Source organism: Sinorhizobium mexicanum (genome assembly GCF_013488225.1).
Taxonomy (GTDB): Bacteria; Pseudomonadota; Alphaproteobacteria; order Rhizobiales; family Rhizobiaceae; genus Sinorhizobium; species Sinorhizobium mexicanum.
This window is the reverse complement of sequence record NZ_CP041238.1, coordinates 342080-360205: the sequence shown is the minus strand read 5'-3', so window position 1 is coordinate 360205 and position 18126 is coordinate 342080. Positions and strand designations below refer to the sequence as shown.

Genomic DNA, 18126 nt, shown 5'->3' with positions numbered 1-18126 from the left:
AGCCTTCATTTCCCGCTTTGCGCCGCCTGATCGCGCTGCTATATGCGGCCCATGAGCACAACATCTTCCAAGACGCCCCTGTCGCATATCCGCAACTTCTCGATCGTGGCCCATATCGACCATGGCAAATCGACGCTTGCCGACCGGCTGATCCAGTCGACCGGTGGTCTTGCCGAGCGCGAAATGTCCGAGCAAGTGCTGGACAGCATGGATATCGAACGCGAGCGCGGCATCACCATCAAGGCCCAGACCGTGCGCCTGCACTACAAGGCCAATGACGGCGAGACCTATGTGCTGAACCTCATCGACACGCCCGGCCACGTCGACTTCGCCTATGAAGTCTCGCGCTCGCTTTCGGCTTGCGAGGGCTCGCTGCTCGTCGTCGACGCCAGCCAGGGGGTCGAAGCCCAGACGCTCGCCAACGTCTATCAGGCGATCGACAACAACCACGAACTCGTCACCGTGCTCAACAAGATCGACCTGCCTGCGGCCGAGCCGGAGCGGATCAAGGAACAGATCGAGGAAGTGATCGGCATCGACGCTTCCGACGCCGTGCTGATCTCGGCCAAGACCGGCCTCGGCATTCCGGACGTGCTCGAAGCAATCGTCCAGAAGCTGCCGGCGCCGAAGAGTTCGGGCGGCGAAAAGGCGCCGCTGAAGGCGCTGCTCGTCGACAGCTGGTACGACACCTATCTCGGCGTCATGGTTCTCGTGCGCATCATCGACGGCGTGCTGACCAAGGGCCAGACGATCCGCATGATGGGCACCGGCGCGAAATACACGATCGAGCGCGTCGGCGTGCTGACGCCGAAGATGGTGGCGATGGATTCGCTCGGCCCGGGCGAGATCGGCTTCATAACCGCCTCGATCAAGGAAGTGGCCGATACCCGTGTCGGCGATACGATCACCGAAGACAAGCGCCCGACGTCGGAGGCGCTGCCAGGCTTCAAGCCGGCGCAGCCGGTCGTCTTCTGCGGTCTCTTCCCGGTCGATGCCGCCGATTTCGAGGAACTGCGCGGCGCCATGGGCAAGCTCAGGCTCAATGACGCCTCGTTCTCTTTCGAAATGGAATCCTCCGCCGCCCTCGGTTTCGGCTTCCGCTGCGGCTTCCTCGGGCTCCTGCATCTCGAAATTATCCAGGAACGGCTGTCGCGCGAGTTCGACCTCGACCTGATCGCGACCGCGCCCTCGGTCGTCTATCAGCTGACCATGACCGACGGCACCGAGAAGGAACTGCACAATCCGGCCGACATGCCGGATGTCGTCAAGATCTCCGAGTTCCGCGAACCCTGGATCCGGGCCACGATCCTGACGCCGGACGAATATCTCGGCGGCATCCTGAAGCTATGCCAGGACCGACGCGGCATCCAGACGGAACTGACCTATGTCGGCAACCGGGCGATGCTGACCTACGACCTGCCGCTCAACGAAGTGGTCTTCGACTTCTACGATCGCCTCAAGTCGATCTCCAAGGGCTATGCCTCGTTCGACTACAACCTCTCGGACTATCGCGAGAGCGACCTCGTCAAGATGTCGATCCTCGTCAACGGCGAGCCGGTCGATGCGCTGTCGATGCTCGTCCACCGCTCGGCCGCGGAAAAGCGCGGCCGCGTCATGTGCGAAAAGCTGAAAGATCTGATCCCGCAGCACATGTTCCAGATCCCGATCCAGGCCGCAATCGGCGGCCGCATCATCGCCCGCGAAACCGTGCGGGCGCTCCGGAAGGACGTGACGGCGAAATGCTACGGCGGCGACGCCACCCGCAAGCGCAAGCTTCTGGAAAAGCAGAAGGAAGGCAAGAAGCGCATGCGCCAGTTCGGCAAGGTGGAGATCCCGCAGGAAGCGTTTATCGCGGCGTTGAAGATGGGCGATGAGTGACTGTTTTCTTCCCATGAAGATGCGCATATAATGTGCGCATCTTCATGGGAACGAATATGACACGATCAACCGCACGGCGCCCAACCAATCTCTCCCTCGACGGCGATTTGCTTTCAACCGCACGCGATCTGAAGATCAACGTTTCGCGCGCGGCGGAAGAAGGCATCGCGCAAGCGATCAAGACCGAACGGGAAAAGCTATGGCGTATCGAGAACGCGAAAGCGATCGCCGATGCCAACGCCCTGGTCGAAAAGCGTGGACTGCCACTGGCGAAACACCGGCAGTTCTGATGTCCCGCTTTCATGTCTATCGTTTGAAGCATGCCGAAACATTGGTGGTCGATCTCCAGGCCGACCTTTTCGATGCACTGAAGACCCGAATCGTCGCGCCGCTTCTTCCGGTGTCCGACATCGGTCACGTGATGTCGCGTCTCAATCCACGCGTGACCATCGGCGGGGACGCCTACGTCATCGCTATCCATCTCCTGGCTGCGATTTCAGTGGGTGACCTCGATGAGATGGTCACGGATCTGTCGAGCCTGCGCGACGACATTGTCGCCGCCACGGATTTCGCATTCCAAGGCTTCTGAGGCGCTCTATCACACCGCAAGCAGATACCGCTTCGATATGCGGTCGACCGGCTGGCCATCCTTCAGCGGCACCGCTTTCTCGACCTTGTAATCGATGAAGCCCATTTTTGCGTAGTAGGCCAGCCCTCCGGCATTGTCGGCGCGGATCGTGGCATTAATCGCCTCAAGGCCAGCCTCGCGAGCGTGTGCCTTCGCGGCGGCAAAGAGCGCGGTACCGGCGCCACAAGACGTTGGCATCTTCGACCAGTTCCCACCGTCATCCTCGGGCTTGACCCGAGGATCCATGCGCAAGCATCCTCCGCACACGACCGGATACGTCTACATCGTCACGAATCACAAGCGAGGAACGCTTTACATCGGCGTTACGTCAAACGTCGAGCGCCGTGTCTTCGAGCATCACGAGGGGCTGACGTCCGGTTTTGCATCGAAATATGGCTGCAACCGGCTCGTCTGGTACGAGGAACACTTGCAGATCGGCACCGCCATTCAGCGCGAGAAATCGCTCAAACGCTGGTACCGGCAGTGGAAGATCGAACTCATTGAGAAGATGAATCCGGACTGGCGTGATCTGTATTTTGAGCTTTGGTGAACGCTTGTGCTTGGATCCTCGGGTCAAGCCCGAGAATGACGAGCGGAAGGGTTGACGTGCCGGACAACGGGACGGCGCTGCGCGTTGTGGCAGGAAGAGCGGTAAGCGCCCCCCGAAGTCATCTGCCCATTATGTGCCGCCAACCACCCGCGCCGGATTCCCCACCACCGTCGCGCCCGGGGCCACGTCCCGCGTCACCACCGCACCAGCGCCCACGATCGCCCCGTCGCCGATCGTCACGCCGGCGAGAATGATCGCGCCGCCGCCGATCCAGACGTTTTCGCCGATCGTCACGGGGCGGGCGATTTCCAGCCCCTCACGGCGAAGCGCCGGGTCCTTGTGGTGTTCGGCGCAATAGATCTGTACGCCCGGTCCGAGCATCGTATCGCTCCCGATGACGACCGGCGCGCTGTCGAGGATGGTGCAGCCGGCGTTTAGGTAGACGCGGTCGCCGAGCCTTATGTTCAGGCCGTAGGAACAATGAAACGGCGCCTCGACGAAGACGTCGGCGGCCACATCGGCAAAGAGCGCCCGCAAGGCCGGGGCCAGGCCGCCACGCTCGTCCGGCGGCAGGATGTTGTGCTGGTGAATCGCCCTGCGGGCGCGGGCGCGCAATTCATCCAATTCCGGATCGAGGCAGCGATACCACGCGCCTGCCCCCATCTTTTCACGCTCGCTTCCGGTCATGGCCGCGTCTACCCATTCGCCTTGGCGTGTGCACGAGCGCGCCGCTCCAGGCTCTCCTTCGGCCACAGCGCCTGCATGTCGTAATATTCCTCGAAAGCCTTGGCGCCCGCCGGCAGCACCACCCAGTCGAGTTTCGAGCGCGTATAGATGTGCACGTGCGGCGGAAAATCCGACGGCCGGTCGAGCGTTGCGACGCGCACGAAAGAAAGCCATTTGCGCCGGCCGTAGTCGCTCCAGAGCGCCGACTGGCAGTCGGGACAGCGATAGACGTCGTGCGGGCGGCCGCTGTCGGTCGGCAAGGTGACCATCACGGGCTCGCCCTTGAGCAGCTCGACGTTTTCCGCCTCGACGAGGCCGTTGATCGCGAAAGCGCTTCCCACCTGCCGCTGGCAATCGCTGCAGTGGCAACAATGGACGAACATCGGGCGCGCCTTCAACCGGTAGCGGATGCGCCCGCAAAAGCAGCCGCCCTCGATCGCTTCGTTCATGACCAAACCTCCTCGATCACGAGATCGCATGGCGGCGGGAGCTCGAAAGCCCACCGGCGTGCCGCCGGGCTAGGTTGACCACGGCCGCCGCTACCGTTCAAGAGACGATCGCCGGCCTTGACTTCGTCGGCGAACTTTCCGACCTTTGGGCCATGTCGACGCTTGCGATCCATTTCTGTTGTTCTTTCAGGGTCTGCCCTATCGCAGGAACTTGACCCCGGCCCGGACGCGTGCGCTCTCCGGGGAAGGGGAGCCTTTCGCATCGAGACCGTCTGCGGCCATCCACAGACTTAAAGTGCGGCGAGCGCAAAAAACATTTCACAGGAACAATCGCGATCATGGCGCCTCTGCAGCGCCGCGCGCCGTGTTAGGCGCGCAAGCACGCTGCGGCACTCTGAATTGCTGCATGTTTCCTCAAATTCGGATTCGAGGAAACACGCGCGTAGGCAGCCATGCGCACAAGCACGGATATCATCATGGCGGACACAGCAAACCGCAACAAACTTCCACCGATCGTCATCAATGCCGAAGACCATGCGCGCCTTACAGCACTCGCCACGTCGGCACTCGACCGCCTACCCGACGTCGCCGAAGCGCTGCTTTCGGAACTCGAACGGGCGCGCGTCGCCGCACATGATTTGCCGAAGGACAGCGTGCAGATGGGCTCGACCGTCGCCTTCGATGCCGACAATGGTTTTGCGAAGGAAGTGACCCTGGTCTATCCCGGCGAAGCCGACATCGAAGCGGGCAGGATTTCGGTGTTGACGCCGATCGGCGCGGCGCTGATCGGCCTTTCCGTCGGACAGTCGATCGACTGGCTCGACCGGGCGGGAAAGGCGCATCGCATGACGATCCGCAGCGTCGCCCGATAATATTGATCGTGAGAAGGCGAGACGCGGCCGACGAGCGGCCGCGTCAAAAGGCAAGAGATCAGAACTGCTTGCCGAGCTTGGCGTCGACCGACTGGCTGTTGGCGCCACGAACGGCAAAGAAGAAGGTGATTGCAGCCCAAAGGATCGATTTCTCGGCGCCGCCGAGCCCCTGGCCCTGCACGATGCCATGGAAATAGACGGTGACCAGCAGCACGATGGTGGCCGCGAACGCGGCAGGGCGGGTCAGGAAGCCGACGGCGATGAAGATGCCGCCGAAGAATTCGGTGGCAGAGAGGAGCGGCGACCAGAAGACGCCCGGATAAAAGCCCAGGCCTTCCACCATGCCGACGGCACCAAAGGGATTGATGATCTTGCCGTAACCGTGGGTGACGAGCAGCGCACCCGCGAGGACGCGCAGCAGCGTCTCGGCGAAGGTGTCGAGCGGCAGGTAGATCTTTTCGAGTGCCGGCAGGATCGCACGCGGGCGGTCGGTCGTAGCGGTGGTGTCGGTCATGATTTCCTCTGGAATCGGTTGCACTGCAGCAATTCTCTCGCCGGGCGCCGTTCGCAATTCAAGGCTCCCTCCGATAAAAACATGACTCTAAAAGTTGACATGTATGTGATCTGTCCGTGAAAGCCCCGTTGTTGTGACCCCGACGCGCCGATATGTTTGAATCTAATGCAAAACAGGAAGCATGAGATGAGTGAAAAGCCTCGCGTCACGATCCTTTACTGCACCCAATGCAACTGGCTGCTTCGCGCCGGCTGGATGGCGCAGGAGCTGCTGTCGACCTTTGGCGATTCGCTCGGCGAAGTCGCGCTGATCCCCGGGACCGGCGGCAATTTCGAGATCCGCGTCGATGGCGGGCTCGTCTGGGAACGCAAGCGCGACGGCGGCTTCCCCGGGCCGAAGGAGTTGAAGCAGCGGATCCGCGACGTGATCGAGCCGGAGCGCGATCTCGGCCACGTCGACAGGAGCTGAGCCAGTTGCTCCAGCGCTATCACGGCGACGTTCGGAGTGGCATTCGAGGCGCCTGAGGAGCGTAGTCGCCGGGAGCCTAAGAAAGCCGTTTGCGAAAAAGTGCGATCGCGTTCGAGCCTCGGATTGCTAGCCGAAGCTGGAGCCTTCCGCCATGTCGTCCAGTGCCTTGAGCGCATCATCCGAGAGAGCGATGTCGGCCGCGGCGATGTTCTCATGCAGATGCGCGACGGACGAGGTGCCGGGGATCAGAAGAATGTTGGGCCCGCGATGAAGCAGCCATGCGAGTGCGACCTGCATCGGCGTCGCGTCCAGGCGCTTTGCGACATCGGACAAGGTGGACGACTGCAATGGAGTGAACCCGCCAAGCGGGAAGAAAGGGACGTAGGCGATGCCGTCGCGAGCGAGATCGTCGATCAGGGCATCATCTGCGCGATGCGCCAGATTATAGTGGTTCTGCACGCAGACGATGTCGCAGATCCGGCGTCCTTCCGTAACCTGCGCAGCCGTAACGTTGCTCAGCCCAATATGGCGCACCAGACCCTGTTGCTGAAGCTCGGCCAAGGCGGCAAGCGGTGCCTCGATCGACCCCTCAGCAGGGCCGTGCGCATCGAACATGATGCGGAGGTTCACCACCTCCAGTACGTCGATCCCGAGATTGCGCAGGTTATCATGCACCGCCTGCTTCAATTCCTCCCTTGAAAAGGCCGGGAGCCACGCTCCATCCTCACCGCGTCGGGCGCCGATCTTCGTGACGATAACGAGGTCGTCGGGATAGGGCGCGAGTGCCTCGCGGATCAATCGATTGGTGACATGCGGGCCATAGAAGTCGCTGGTGTCGATGTGGTCCACCCCGGCATCCACGGCCGCGCGCAGCACGGCCACTGCCGCGTCGTGGTCCCTGGGCGGGCCGAACACGCCGGGCCCGGCGAGCTGCATTGCGCCATAGCCAACACGTTTCAGGGTGCGGTTGCCCAGCTTGAAGGTTCCAGTTTGGTCTTTGATGGTCATGATCTTTCCCCCTATCTGACGAAATGCAGATAGGCGTTGTTCGACTGTGCGACTACCTGATACAACCCGCACAGGCTGTGCGGATTTTCGAATAATGAGGGTGGGCATCAGCGATCTGAACGCTTTGGTGGCGGTGGTGTGTGCAGCGGATTTGCTGACGCCGCGCGCCGTGGAAGCATGGGTGCATCGGGCCGGAGCGCGATCTCGGCCATGTCGACGGGAGCTGAGCCTGGACTTCGGTATGCTTTCCGGCATTTTTGCCGCGGCCTTCCTGTCGGCGACCTTGCTCTTCGGCCTTTCGGAGGCAGCGATCGTCGCGGCGGCGCTTGCGGGCGAGACGAGCCGCACAGCGCTCTTCCTGGCGGCTACCGCGGGTAACGTGCTTGGCGCCGTTGTCAATTTCGCGCTCGGCCGCTTTCTCATCCGTTTCGAGCACCGCCGCTGGTTTCCGGTTTCGCCGCCCGCGCGGCGAAAGGCCGAGGCGCTCTTTCAGCGCTATGGCAGACCCGTGCTGCTTTTTTCCTGGCTGCCGGTCGTCGGCGATCCGCTCACGCTCGTCGCCGGGCTGCTGAGGACCCCGCTCACGCTGTTTCTCGTCTTCGTGACGCTCGGCAAGGCCGCACGCTACGCCGCCGTCCTGTGGCTGACGCCGTGAAGGTCAGCTATGCGCGAAGATATCCGTTTCCTCCCAGCCGAGCAGGTCGAGCTTTGCACGTGTCGGCAGGAAGGCGAAGCAGGCTTCGGCATGCTCCATGCGGCCATCGCGCAGGAGGCGCGCCGTCAGCTTGTCACGCAGCGCATGCAGGTACAGCACGTCGGAAGCGGCGTATTCGAGCTGTGCCGGCGAAAGGATGTCGGCGGCCCAGTCCGATGACTGCTGCTGCTTGGAAATATCGACGTCGAGCAGTTCCTTGAGATTATCCTTGAGCCCGTGCCGGTCGGTGTAGGTGCGCGTCAGCCGCGAGGCGATCTTGGTGCAGAAAACCGGTGTCGCAGTGACGCCGAAGGTGTGGAAGAGCACGGCGATATCGAATCGGCCGAAGTGGAAGATCTTCTGGCGCGTCGGATCGGCGAGCATTGCAACGAGGTTCGGCGCTTCCCTCTGCCCGGCAGCAATGCGGATCACGTCGGCGGTGCCGTCACCCGGTGAAAGCTGCACCACGCACAACCGGTCGCGGCGGGGAACGAGGCCGAGCGTTTCCGTATCGATGGCGATAGCGCCCGTGTAGCGGGCCGCATCGGCCGCGGAAATATCGCCTTCGTGGAATCGTATTGCATTCGCCATCGAAAATCCCCAGATCAACTAGCCAAGTGAATTGGAACACAGTTGGCCTATAGCGCAAGTTTGCTGGAGGCAATACCGTACGTTCTCCCCTCCGGTCTTACCGATCCCCTTCTTGAGAAAGTCCGAGAGCATGATTTCGCTTCGATCCGTCCGGGTGCCTGCCTGCACCGCCTTCCTGCTGGGACTCTCGACAGGCGCCGCGCTCGCGGCACAAAGCGCGCAACAGTTCGCCCAGGCCTACTATGACCTTCCGGGCGTCCGCGCCGAGGATCCATTGCGGGATCCGCCGAGGGTGGCTTGCGAGCAGGTCTTCGTAGACCGCTGGGCGCCCTTCGAGTCGTCACGCGGACCGGGCTACGACACGGTCTACAAATGCCGCGAGGGCGACGGTGGCCCGGTCTTTCGCGGAAGTCGATTGCCGCCGTCGCTCGAGCGGCAGAAGCGTGGTTTGAACTATTAAGTCCGATCTTGTTCCGAGTGGGGCAACCGATCATCGCCGGTTCACCGGATGACGCAGGAGCTCACATAATGTCTGGTAAGCAATTGCTTACCTATTACGGGGCGATCCAAGGCAATATTTAGTCTGCTCAACTGCTACGACTGGCCAATTAACAAGTTCTATGCAAAGGCCGTGCAATGCTGCAAAGATCGACGGCAAACGTACTGACGGGGACACAGACGCATGCGCGGCTCTGACGAGAACAGGCATCCCGCGATCTGGACGCATTCTCTCCGGTCGCTGTTTGCCCTCGTAATGGTTGCCATGCTCATCGTCGTGTCGGCGACGCTGGTTGGCCTCGACTACCGCCGTTCGCGCAGTGCGGCGATCGAAGACGCCGAGGCTAACATGCACGCCTTCGTCGGTCGTCTCGTCGACCGGCTCGGGGTCCTTTCCGGCGACACGTCGGCACTGGTCGGCCTGGTATCATCGGTCGCCAATTCCTTCCTCGTGCCCCCGCCGGAGCGCGTGAACGACAAGATCGCGATCCTGCGTGAAGGCATCATGCGATCTCCGCATATCGATGGCGTCTATGTCGGCTATCCGGACGGTGCGTTCTTCCAGCTCGTCGATCTGGCAATGCCGGCGTGGCGCATGGCGCTCGACGCGCCGCGCGGCGCAGCGATTGCCGTACGCTCGATGGAAAAGGATGCCGAAGGAAAGTCAGTCAACCGCGTCCTTTTCCTCGATGCAGCCGGCATGCAGTTCGCCGAGCGCCGGCTGACGTCAACCGGCTTCGATCCGCAAACTCGCCCCTGGTATCAGGCCGCCGTCGACGGGAAGGCTCCGGTCTCGACCGGGCCTTACGAAATGGCCACGACCGGCAAGCTCGGAATGACGATATCGCAAGCCCATCACGGAAACGGAAAGATCGTCATCGGCGCAGACGTCGTTCTCGACACGATTACAGACTTCCTGTCGCGCGAGCGGCTCACCGACGGTTCCGTTTCATTCATTCTCGACGCGGTCGGACGGCCAATCATCCACTCCGACCCCGCCATGATGCGCCGCATCATGGCGGCAAAACAGAAGTACGACCCGGTCGCTGCGCCGCAAAACGATCCGCTCATCGAAAGCATCCGCCTCAACCCGCCCGCCCCGGGCAAGCCAAGCTTTGTCGATGTCGGCGATCGCACCTATCTCGTCGTGGTGACGCCACTAGCCTCGGCCTTGCTGCTTTCGGGGCATCGGGTGGTCGTCGCCGCTCCTCTCGACGAACTGATGGCGACCGCCAACGCCGCCCTGCTCGAGGGCCTCGCGGTTTCAGGCGCCGTCGTGGTGCTCGCCGTCCTCAGCGCTCTTGTTCTCGCGCACCTGATTACCAAGTCCCTGCACCAGCTGACCGCCAGCGCCAACCGGCTGCAGGATCTGGACTTCACCACGCCGATCGACGTGCCGTCGCATGTAACCGAAATCTCGACGCTCAACGGCGCGATGAACAAGGCCCGCGACGCCATCTTTACCTTCGCACTCTACGTGCCCAAGGAACTGGTGCGCCGAGGCATCGAATCCGGGCAGTTCGGCGGCCGGGCCGCCTGGCGTCAGGAAGTGACGGCGCTTTTCACGGATATCTACGATTTCACCACCATCAGCGAGCGTCACGCGCCGGAGGAGGTGGTGGCGATGCTTTCGGAGTATTTCGATATTTTCAGCGAAACGGTCCACGCCCACGACGGCACGATCATCCAGTTCCTCGGCGACTCGGTCTTTGCCATGTGGAACGCGCCGGTCGCCGATGAACGACACGCCGAACACGCCTGTCGCTGCGCGCTCGCCGTCAAGGAGAGGCTGCACGCGTTCAACGAGAAACAGAAGGCAAAGGGTCTTCCGGAATTCCGCACGCGCTTCGGCATTCATACCGGCACGGCCGTCGTCGGCAGCGTCGGCGCCAAGGAGCGGCTGCAATATACGGCGATGGGCGACACGGTGAATGTCGCCTCGCGGCTTGAAGGCATGAACAAGAACTACGACACGACGATCATGGCGAGCGGCGCAGTCGTTGCCCAATGCAAGGACGTGATCACATTCCGTCCGCTCGGCTCGGCGCAGGCCAAGGGGCGGGCAACAGCCCTCGACATCTACGAGGTCCTGGCAGCGAGCCCTGTCGCCGGAGTGAAAATGGACGAAGCGCAAACCGGAACGGCGGCGTAGGCGTCGATCTGCTTGCGTTTGCCCATGGCTCGCTGCGTCGACTCGGGATGGTGGATTCCAGCTGCCTGCGTGAGCATGGATAGTTGTTTGGCAGTGCAGACGCTCGCGCGTGAGAGATCGGGCACTACCGGCGCAAAATCGACGTTGCTACCGTGACCGCGTCAGATCAAAGGGCGGTGTTGACAACGCTGTTCACGTGGCTCTGTCGGCCTGAAAATGTACTACCATTGGGTCGCGACTTCAGTACTTTGTCATTGGTAGCAGATGTTACGTGCAACGACCTGACCAAACGCTGTCATCGCCGGTGATGCCTGCCCAAAAACGGTCGCGTTGTGGATTAGAGGTCGAGGATGTCTTTCAAAGGTGCGACCGGCACACCACGCCCTGCGCGCTGGGGCCTGGCCGCAAAACTGTTCGCGACACTCGTCCTACTCGGTGCGGCCGCCGTTCTGCTGACTGCGGTGCTCGGTTACTTCCGGGCCCGCGATGCCCTCGAACAGGCAATCTTCGATCAGCTCACGACCGCCCGCCAAACCAAGGCGCGCCAGATCGAAACCTACTTCCGCACTATCCAGGCCGAGTTGCGCCTCCTTGCCACCTCGAAGATGGTGGTCGAATCTACACGCGAGTTCCGAACCGCGGTCGAACAACTCGACCGGGGAGGCATATCAGCCGAATTGAGCCGGAAGGTCAGCGACTGGTATGCCGAGAACTTCATCCCGCAAATGACCAGTGTCTTGGGCAGGGAACCGGCCCTGTCGGACTACTTGCCGGTCGGCGGAGCCCCCTACTATCTGCAGTATCACTACATCGTGGCCAATCCGAACCCGGCGGAGCGGCGCGGGCTTCTCGACGACGCCGGCGACGGCAGCGAATACAGCCGACTGCACGCTATCTACCATCCGCTGATGCGGGCGGCTGCCACAACGGTCGGATTCTTCGACTTCATGGTGGCCGACCCGAAATCGGGCCGGCTGATCTACACCGTGCAGAAGGAGACGGACTTCACCACATCCCTCCAGTTCGGTCCGTATCGCCGCTCCAACGTCGCAGCCGCGGTCGCCCGCTGCTCGCTGGCCCCCGACCAGTCGGCTGTCTGCCTTGCGGATTTCGCACCTTATGATCCATCGGGCGGCGCACCGATCGCCTTCATGGGCGCGCCGATTATCGACAAGGGCGTCGTCATCGGCGTGCTGATCGCGCAACTGTCGAATGACGAGATCGACAACGTCGTCACCAGCGGTCGCCGTTGGCGGCAGGACGGATTTGGCAACACCGGCGAGGCATACCTGGTCGGGCCGGACTATCTGGTGCGCTCGGCCCCGCGTGCGTTCTACGAGAATCGTGACGGCTATTTCGCCGAACTCCGCACCGTAGGCACCCCGGAGAGCGAGCTGTCAGCAATCCGGCGCTACGGGACACCGGTATTGCATCAGCGCATCGAGACACAGGCCACCAGGGCTGCGCTGGCCGGTGTCGAGGGTACTGGCGAGATCATCGGCTACCGTGGCGTTCCGACGCTCGCTTCATGGGGGCCACTCGCAATTCACGATGTCAAGTGGGGCCTTGTCGCCAAGCTCGACAGCGCCGAAGCCTTCGCGCCGATCGATCGGCTGCGCCGGGACCTGATGGTGGTCGGAGGACTGGCGGCGCTGGTGGTGGCAGCCGCGGCCGCGTGGCTTTCGCACGCGCTGCTTCAGCCACTGCGCGAACTCACCGCCGGGGTGAAACGCTTCGCCGCCGGCGACTACGACGCCAGCGTCCCTGTCCGCACGGGCGATGAGATCGGCCAGCTCTGCTCGGCCTTCAATGGCATGGTCGAGGATATTCGAGAGCAGAGCGCCGCGATCGAGGAAAAGAATCGCGAGAACGAGCAGCTGCTGCTGAATGTGCTGCCGGCGCCAATCGCCAACCGGCTCCGCAGCGGCGAGGTGGCGATCGCGGATGGCTTTGCTGAAGTCACTGTCGCTTTCGCCGATATCGTCGGCTTCACGGAACTGACGTCTGACATGCCGCCGCAGGACGTCGTGACCCTGCTTAACGGGCTCTTCACCCGCTTCGACGCTGCTGCTCAAGATCTCGGCGTCGAGAAGATCAAGACAGTGGGCGATGCCTATATGGCGGTGTGCGGCCTACCCGTGCCGACGGCCGACCACGCCGAGCGCATGGTTCGCATGGCCATCCGCATGGTTCACATTACCCGCGAGCACGCCCTGGAACACAAAGCCTCGCTCAGCATAAGGGTGGGCATCAACACCGGCCCTGTCGTGGCCGGCGTGATCGGCAAGAGCAAATACATCTACGACCTTTGGGGCGACACCGTGAACCTCGCGAGCCGGATGGAAACAGGGGGCATTCCCAATTCGATCCAGGTTACCCGCGCGGTCTACGAAAAGCTCAAAGGCGAGTTCGTCTTCGAGCCGCGCGGCACAATCGAAGTCAAGGGCAAAGGAAAGGTAGAGGCGTGGCTCCTAAGATTGTAGTGCCGTGGGTATCTAACATGCCCGTCAGCATCTTCCCCGGTTAGTACAAACAGTTTGTACGGACCAACAGTGTGAAGGGATCAAGCCCGAACTCCGCCTCGAGATCGCTACCGAAGAGACCCAGCCATCGTTTCTGCGCTTCGAAGGCTGTTTTCTCGCGTTCCTCCGGGCATGCAAACTTCAATCCTGCCACATTCTGAATGTGGTGGACCATTTCGTGCACAAGCACGGAGACCTCCCCCGGCGTCTTCCCCGTCCATCCGTCCGGCAGATAGACAGTTCTTGCCTCATCATCGTAAACAGCAACGACGGCGGGCCGTTCGCCAGGCGCGTCCAGATGGGCAGCGCCTCCGCTCCACCGGTCCAACGGCACGTCCCGATAGCGCAGACCGATCATTCGCTTGGCGGATGCGAATTCGATGGCAGGCGGTTCGTCGATCAGCGGAAGACCGAGTTCCGACGAAAGCCATGCAGCGATCGCCTTCAGCGCAGCCTGCCGCGAATGGTTAGGCCCTGACCCGAAAACGAAGGCATCGGGCTCGACAATGAGTCCTCTGCCCGGCAGGACCACTTGCCTCGACGCGTCGCCAGAATTGACGTCGGGATGCGCCGGCTCTCCTGCCGATGCGGCCAGGGTGGTCGATGCAATTGCGCTGAAGATCCAGGGCACCATTTGCTTCGTGAGCGTGTGCATAGCCGCAAATCTCCCTCGACACGCCGTAACAAAATGGCTGGTCGGTCACAGCAAGGCTTCAGTTCCGCGTCAGAGTCAGCGAGCCCGTGAGGCGTAATGGGCAGTCCATTCCCATGGCAGGCCCACACTACGCGCCGACCGGGTCGAGCGCATCGGTACGGATCCCCCAATTTCTCCATATCGTTTTTCGCAGGACTACCTAGATTTCGTGGGCTTGCCGTGCATCGGCGACTGGCAGTAGCCAGGGCTCGCCGCGCATGCGCAGGAGGACTTCGGCGAAGGCGCGCAAGGACGCACTGAACACGCAATCCGACTGCACGAGGAGCCTTGCTCGCCCCGAGGCTTCTCCCAACAACGACGGCGATCCTTGCATCCCGTCATGGAACGCTGTGCGTCCGCGGAAGCTCCCGACAAAGCTCCGACACGATGATCGGAAATGGCGTAAGATTGAATGAGGAGGTCAGACAGAGATTAAGGAGGAAACAGTCATGAAAGAAAGAATTCTGTTCGTCATGTTAATTTTTGCTGTCGCAACCACCCCTATTTCTTCTGCATCTGCAGGAGAATGCGACGGAGACTACTACGTGGGCCTTGGCGCCAACCAAAACCACATTGGTGGCAAGCGCCAGCCAATCAATTCCTATCTCCTCAAGCGCATGGCAAGGCAGAAACCGCCGCAAGGCGCTGCAGGAAACCGCGCGCCAAACTGACCGCAAGGCCGCGATCCGACACCTTTCGGTCCATCCGTCCCGGTCGGCCAACGGTCACCGGCACGCTTATGGTGCGGTCGCCGCTTTCGGAAGCGAACTCCAGCACAAGCAGCTTGTCATACGCTTTGCTCGTGAGGCCGGTGGGAATTCTCTTTTGGTAGGAAGATACACCCAACCGGTTGGTGGGCGAAGTCATGCGAAGCCTCGTGTATACCACCCGGGTACGATCGGTGGTCCGGTTTACCTAGAAACCAAGGGCCTCAATAACTTAAAGGGAAATGGTGCCCAGAAGAGGACTCGAACCTCCACGCCTCGCGGCACAGGTACCTGAAACCTGCGCGTCTACCAATTCCGCCATCTGGGCGACGGACCGGCATGTAAAAGGCCGAGGCCGAAGTGTCAACAGGCATTTTGAAGTTTTCGTGTCGGACCACGAAAAAGCTGCGGCGAGTGGCGCCGCTTCGTCGCGCCGCGCCTTCCCCCGGTGCGGCCGGAGTGTTCCAAACTCGCAAGGATAGGGCAAGAATTTCAGTGACATGCGCGCGGGAGAGGCGCATGCTTTCTTCGACGGCTGATCGGCGCGGAAGTCCGGCGGATGAGCACGCGTGCGCGCGACCCGGCGTCATGGAATAAACCAACCAACACAAATGTTTATGGAGCAGGGACAAAACCGGAAAGCACGTCTTTCGGAAAGTGAGGAAAAAATGACGGGATTTCGGAATTTCGTTATGAGCTGCGCACTGGCGGCTGCCTCCATGATTACCCCTGTCGCGCCTGTCCAGGCCATGCCGCGTCCGGCGCTCGATATAGAGATCAAGGCCCCCGCAGATGTCCTGAACGTGACACACCGCGGATATTATGGTCGGGGTTATTATCCGCGCTGGCGCGGCGGCTATTACGGTGGCTGGCCGGGTTACTCTCCCGGCTATCGCCGGGCAGGCATCGCCTTCTATTTCGGGCCTGGCGTCGGCTACTATCCAGGTCGCTACTACTATGGGAACCGGTATTATTACGGGACCCGCTATTACGGCCCCGGCTACTACCCCGGTTACTATCCATACCGGTATTACGGCGCTCCGTACGGCTATTATCGCCCCGGCTACTACGGACATCGGTATTACCGACCCGGATGGGGTTGGTAGAGGCCCGCTCGAACGAGGCGCGGCGGGGGCTTCCGCCGGGCCTCCTTGATTCTTGAAGCGACGACTGGGCAGACTGCCGCGTCGGGCGTCGCGGAAGCGCGGACCTATCGCTTTCGGACGATCCCGATGCGGGCCGTAGGCTCCCTCGGAACGCGTTAGCTGCGCACCGCGTCGCGGCCGTCGTGCAGGCCGCATATCTCGCGCTGAATCGGGGAAGCCCAGACAGGCGCCGCCTAAGCGAGAAGCCTATCGAGGCCGGCCCGGGCCTCGACCGGCATCATTAAGGCGCAGTTAACCTCGGCCACCTATCGTTCCAGACCGGTACAATCAGATGGCGGACTGAAACGATGCTGCTTCCGACCCAGCAGGCAAGCGCGACCGTCTCGACCACCCTCGTGGGCTCGATCATCGAGGACATCGAAAAGCGTCGCGCGGAGGAAGAGGAAAAGGCGAAAGCGACCAAGGAGGACAAGATCCTCAAGGCGCGGATCAAGTCGGACGAGGCACAGAAAGCCGCCAACGACAAGATCAACAACCACTTCTTCAATCACGCCGTGGTCGACGTTACCGAGCTGAAGCTCGAACTGATCGGCAAGGTGGGTGAACTCGTCGGCCTGGAGCGCGCCGATGGCCAATCGGCCTACGCCTACGGGCGCCAGCTCGAAGAGGCGCTCTCCAGTCTTGAGCCCGAGCAGATCCGTGTGATCGAGAAGACGCTCGGCCTCGACGCACTCGACCTTTCGCTCTCGGAAGTCCTGGCCGCGATCAAGAACCCCTACGGCACGGAAGACGACAAGCTCGAGGCGGCGCTGCAAACCAAGGCGCAAGATGGCGGGCTGAACGCCATCGAAACGGCCAAAGTGCTGCAACGGCTGGAGGATGCCGCCAAGCCGAAATCGCTCGAGGAACTGAAAGTCGAACGGACTGAGAGCGATCCGACGCGCGTCGAGGATACGGAGACCCGTGCCGAGCGCGAGAAGACGATCCGTGCGCTCGAGGCGAATGACAAGCTCGACGACGTCAAGGATCTGCATGAGGCCGTCAGGAAACGGAACGAAGTGGCCGCTGATATTGACACCGGGAAAATACCGCCCGACGGAGAAGGCGTCGACGCCGCCGAGATGCTGACTGTGCTCGCCGCCGGTGCCGAGGTCGCGGAAACGCAGGCGCAGAACGATCACGGCGACGACAAGCAGGCCACATCGGAAAGCCAGGCCAGTGCGCGCGACAATGCCGGAATCACAAAGGAAGAGGCAAGCCTCATGGCTGCGCTCCATGAGGACGGCGAAAAACAGACCGACCAGCAGGCTGCCGAGGCACGCGATCTGTTCGTTCTTCACGTTGACGAAGACGGCATCTACGACTTTATCAGGCGCAAGCTGGCTGGATCACAAGGATCCTTGCCCTCGGGCGGCTTTTGATTGCTGACTATCGCTTTCTGACGATTCCGAGGCGGGCCATGACCTCCTTCGGGATGCCGTAACGGCGCACCGCGTCGCGGCTGTCGCGCAGGCCGCATATCTCGCGCTGAATGAGGAATGCCCAGACAGCATCGGCCGCCTCGTCGAGAAGCCGCTCACGGGCTGCCGGCTGCTCCTTGCTGCTGTCGAATTGGTCCAGCGCCGCAATCGCCCTCTCCACCTTCAAGCCGTGGCGGCCAAGCGCGTCGGCACGCTCCGCCATCAGCTCATATTCGAGCACATTCACGCCGCTGCTTGTATCCGAGCGGCCCAGCGATTGCGGAAGGCGGAATGTCATCGGCAGCTCCGTGAAGGCCACTGCATGCTTCCTTCAATCGTCGCGATCTAAGGATAAAACATGCAGCCATTCGAAGTGCTACAGCGTCGCGCATCTGACAAGGCGCGCGACACTGTAGGGGGCAGGATGGATCGGGAAAGGCCATCATGCAAGTGGCCGGCAAGGTTCCGGCGCAGCAGGCGACATGGTTAAGATTTCATAAACTTCTTTGGCCTACCCTTAACAATCATGCCCTGCTGCATGTTTGCTTCAATCTTCGACGATTTGAGGACAAAACACGCAGAGACCCTTTGCGCGTCTGATACGACGCG

Annotated in this window: 20 protein-coding genes, 1 tRNA gene and 1 pseudogene; 13 read left to right on the top strand and 9 right to left on the bottom strand. The window is 61.7% G+C overall.

Features of this window, described 5'->3' with window-relative positions; genetic code table 11:
* The first annotated feature begins 51 nt into the window (after window positions 1-51).
* Genes lepA through FKV68_RS01630 form a run of 3 tightly spaced genes read left to right on the top strand, consistent with a single transcriptional unit; the run spans window position 52 to window position 2467 of the window.
* On the top strand, window positions 52-1878 hold the full coding sequence (gene lepA, locus FKV68_RS01640; protein ID WP_153442485.1) for a translation elongation factor 4: 1827 nt from the start codon (window positions 52-54) through the stop codon (window positions 1876-1878).
* A gap of 56 nt (window positions 1879-1934) precedes the next feature.
* A complete protein-coding gene (locus tag FKV68_RS01635; RefSeq protein WP_180939825.1) occupies window positions 1935-2168 on the top strand; it encodes a type II toxin-antitoxin system CcdA family antitoxin in 234 nt (77 codons plus the stop codon).
* Window positions 2168-2467, top strand: a complete 300-nt coding sequence (locus FKV68_RS01630; RefSeq protein WP_180939824.1) for a CcdB family protein — start codon at window positions 2168-2170, stop codon at window positions 2465-2467. Before FKV68_RS01635 ends, FKV68_RS01630 begins: the two co-directional genes overlap by 1 nt.
* A 9-nt stretch (window positions 2468-2476) precedes the next feature.
* Here the strand turns inward: FKV68_RS01630 and FKV68_RS01625 are convergent.
* Window positions 2477-2701 (bottom strand): annotated as a pseudogene (locus FKV68_RS01625) (GNAT family N-acetyltransferase); the annotation flags it as partial.
* A 49-nt stretch (window positions 2702-2750) separates the two neighbouring features.
* Here FKV68_RS01625 and FKV68_RS01620 point away from each other — a divergent pair.
* Window positions 2751-3056 (top strand): GIY-YIG nuclease family protein, encoded by a 306-nt coding sequence (locus tag FKV68_RS01620; RefSeq protein WP_180939823.1) that lies wholly within the window; start codon window positions 2751-2753, stop codon window positions 3054-3056.
* A 129-nt stretch (window positions 3057-3185) separates the two neighbouring features.
* Here the strand turns inward: FKV68_RS01620 and FKV68_RS01615 are convergent, their stop codons facing one another.
* Window positions 3186-3743, bottom strand: a complete 558-nt coding sequence (locus FKV68_RS01615) for a sugar O-acetyltransferase (protein WP_180939822.1) — start codon at window positions 3741-3743, stop codon at window positions 3186-3188.
* A gap of 8 nt (window positions 3744-3751) precedes the next feature.
* The gene (locus tag FKV68_RS01610; RefSeq protein ID WP_180939821.1) at window positions 3752-4231 is read right to left on the bottom strand and encodes a GFA family protein; all 480 of its coding nucleotides are present in this window, start codon (window positions 4229-4231) and stop codon (window positions 3752-3754) included.
* A 476-nt stretch (window positions 4232-4707) separates the two neighbouring features.
* Between FKV68_RS01610 and rnk the strand changes: the two genes are divergently transcribed.
* Complete coding sequence (gene rnk, locus FKV68_RS01605; RefSeq protein ID WP_180939820.1) at window positions 4708-5103, top strand: nucleoside diphosphate kinase regulator; 396 nt, start codon at window positions 4708-4710, stop codon at window positions 5101-5103.
* Window positions 5104-5161: 58 nt separating this feature from the next.
* Here the strand turns inward: rnk and FKV68_RS01600 are convergent, their stop codons facing one another.
* Window positions 5162-5617, bottom strand: coding sequence for a DoxX family protein (locus tag FKV68_RS01600; RefSeq protein WP_180939819.1), 456 nt, complete (start codon window positions 5615-5617; stop codon window positions 5162-5164).
* A 186-nt stretch (window positions 5618-5803) separates the two neighbouring features.
* Between FKV68_RS01600 and FKV68_RS01595 the strand changes: the two genes are divergently transcribed.
* The gene (locus FKV68_RS01595; RefSeq protein WP_180939818.1) at window positions 5804-6085 is read left to right on the top strand and encodes an Rdx family protein; all 282 of its coding nucleotides are present in this window, start codon (window positions 5804-5806) and stop codon (window positions 6083-6085) included.
* A 126-nt stretch (window positions 6086-6211) separates the two neighbouring features.
* Here the strand turns inward: FKV68_RS01595 and FKV68_RS01590 are convergent, their stop codons facing one another.
* A complete protein-coding gene (locus FKV68_RS01590) occupies window positions 6212-7093 on the bottom strand; it encodes an aldo/keto reductase family oxidoreductase (RefSeq protein WP_180939817.1) in 882 nt (293 codons plus the stop codon).
* Window positions 7094-7403: 310 nt separating this feature from the next.
* On the opposite strand from FKV68_RS01590, the gene FKV68_RS01585 reads away from it, so the two are divergent.
* Complete coding sequence (locus FKV68_RS01585) at window positions 7404-7748, top strand: YqaA family protein (protein WP_180941373.1); 345 nt, start codon at window positions 7404-7406, stop codon at window positions 7746-7748.
* A 3-nt stretch (window positions 7749-7751) separates the two neighbouring features.
* Here the strand turns inward: FKV68_RS01585 and FKV68_RS01580 are convergent, their stop codons facing one another.
* Window positions 7752-8378 (bottom strand): ribonuclease D, encoded by a 627-nt coding sequence (locus FKV68_RS01580; protein ID WP_180939816.1) that lies wholly within the window; start codon window positions 8376-8378, stop codon window positions 7752-7754.
* A 130-nt stretch (window positions 8379-8508) separates the two neighbouring features.
* On the opposite strand from FKV68_RS01580, the gene FKV68_RS01575 reads away from it, so the two are divergent.
* From FKV68_RS01575 to FKV68_RS01565, 3 genes are all read left to right on the top strand, one after another.
* The gene (locus tag FKV68_RS01575; RefSeq protein WP_180939815.1) at window positions 8509-8838 is read left to right on the top strand and encodes a hypothetical protein; all 330 of its coding nucleotides are present in this window, start codon (window positions 8509-8511) and stop codon (window positions 8836-8838) included.
* Between the two features lie 222 nt (window positions 8839-9060).
* Window positions 9061-11028: an adenylate/guanylate cyclase domain-containing protein gene (locus FKV68_RS01570; protein WP_180939814.1), complete on the top strand. Its 1968-nt coding sequence runs from the start codon at window positions 9061-9063 to the stop codon at window positions 11026-11028.
* 350 nt (window positions 11029-11378) lie between these two features.
* A complete protein-coding gene (locus FKV68_RS01565) occupies window positions 11379-13511 on the top strand; it encodes an adenylate/guanylate cyclase domain-containing protein (protein ID WP_245181867.1) in 2133 nt (710 codons plus the stop codon).
* Window positions 13512-13551: 40 nt separating this feature from the next.
* On the opposite strand, the gene FKV68_RS01560 is transcribed toward FKV68_RS01565, so the two are convergent.
* The gene (locus FKV68_RS01560; protein WP_180939813.1) at window positions 13552-14205 is read right to left on the bottom strand and encodes a DUF6647 family protein; all 654 of its coding nucleotides are present in this window, start codon (window positions 14203-14205) and stop codon (window positions 13552-13554) included.
* 488 nt (window positions 14206-14693) lie between these two features.
* Between FKV68_RS01560 and FKV68_RS01555 the strand changes: the two genes are divergently transcribed.
* On the top strand, window positions 14694-14915 hold the full coding sequence (locus FKV68_RS01555; RefSeq protein ID WP_180939812.1) for a hypothetical protein: 222 nt from the start codon (window positions 14694-14696) through the stop codon (window positions 14913-14915).
* A 279-nt stretch (window positions 14916-15194) separates the two neighbouring features.
* Here the strand turns inward: FKV68_RS01555 and FKV68_RS01550 are convergent.
* Window positions 15195-15279, bottom strand: a tRNA-Leu gene (locus tag FKV68_RS01550).
* A 340-nt stretch (window positions 15280-15619) separates the two neighbouring features.
* On the opposite strand from FKV68_RS01550, the gene FKV68_RS01545 reads away from it, so the two are divergent.
* Together FKV68_RS01545 and FKV68_RS01540 are read left to right on the top strand one after the other, a co-directional pair.
* Window positions 15620-16057: a BA14K family protein gene (locus FKV68_RS01545; protein ID WP_180939811.1), complete on the top strand. Its 438-nt coding sequence runs from the start codon at window positions 15620-15622 to the stop codon at window positions 16055-16057.
* A gap of 347 nt (window positions 16058-16404) precedes the next feature.
* The gene (locus FKV68_RS01540; protein WP_180939810.1) at window positions 16405-17478 is read left to right on the top strand and encodes a hypothetical protein; all 1074 of its coding nucleotides are present in this window, start codon (window positions 16405-16407) and stop codon (window positions 17476-17478) included.
* Between the two features lie 7 nt (window positions 17479-17485).
* Here FKV68_RS01540 and FKV68_RS01535 read toward each other — a convergent pair whose 3' ends face one another.
* A complete protein-coding gene (locus FKV68_RS01535) occupies window positions 17486-17815 on the bottom strand; it encodes a DUF6665 family protein (RefSeq protein WP_180939809.1) in 330 nt (109 codons plus the stop codon).
* Window positions 17816-18126 lie beyond the last annotated feature (311 nt).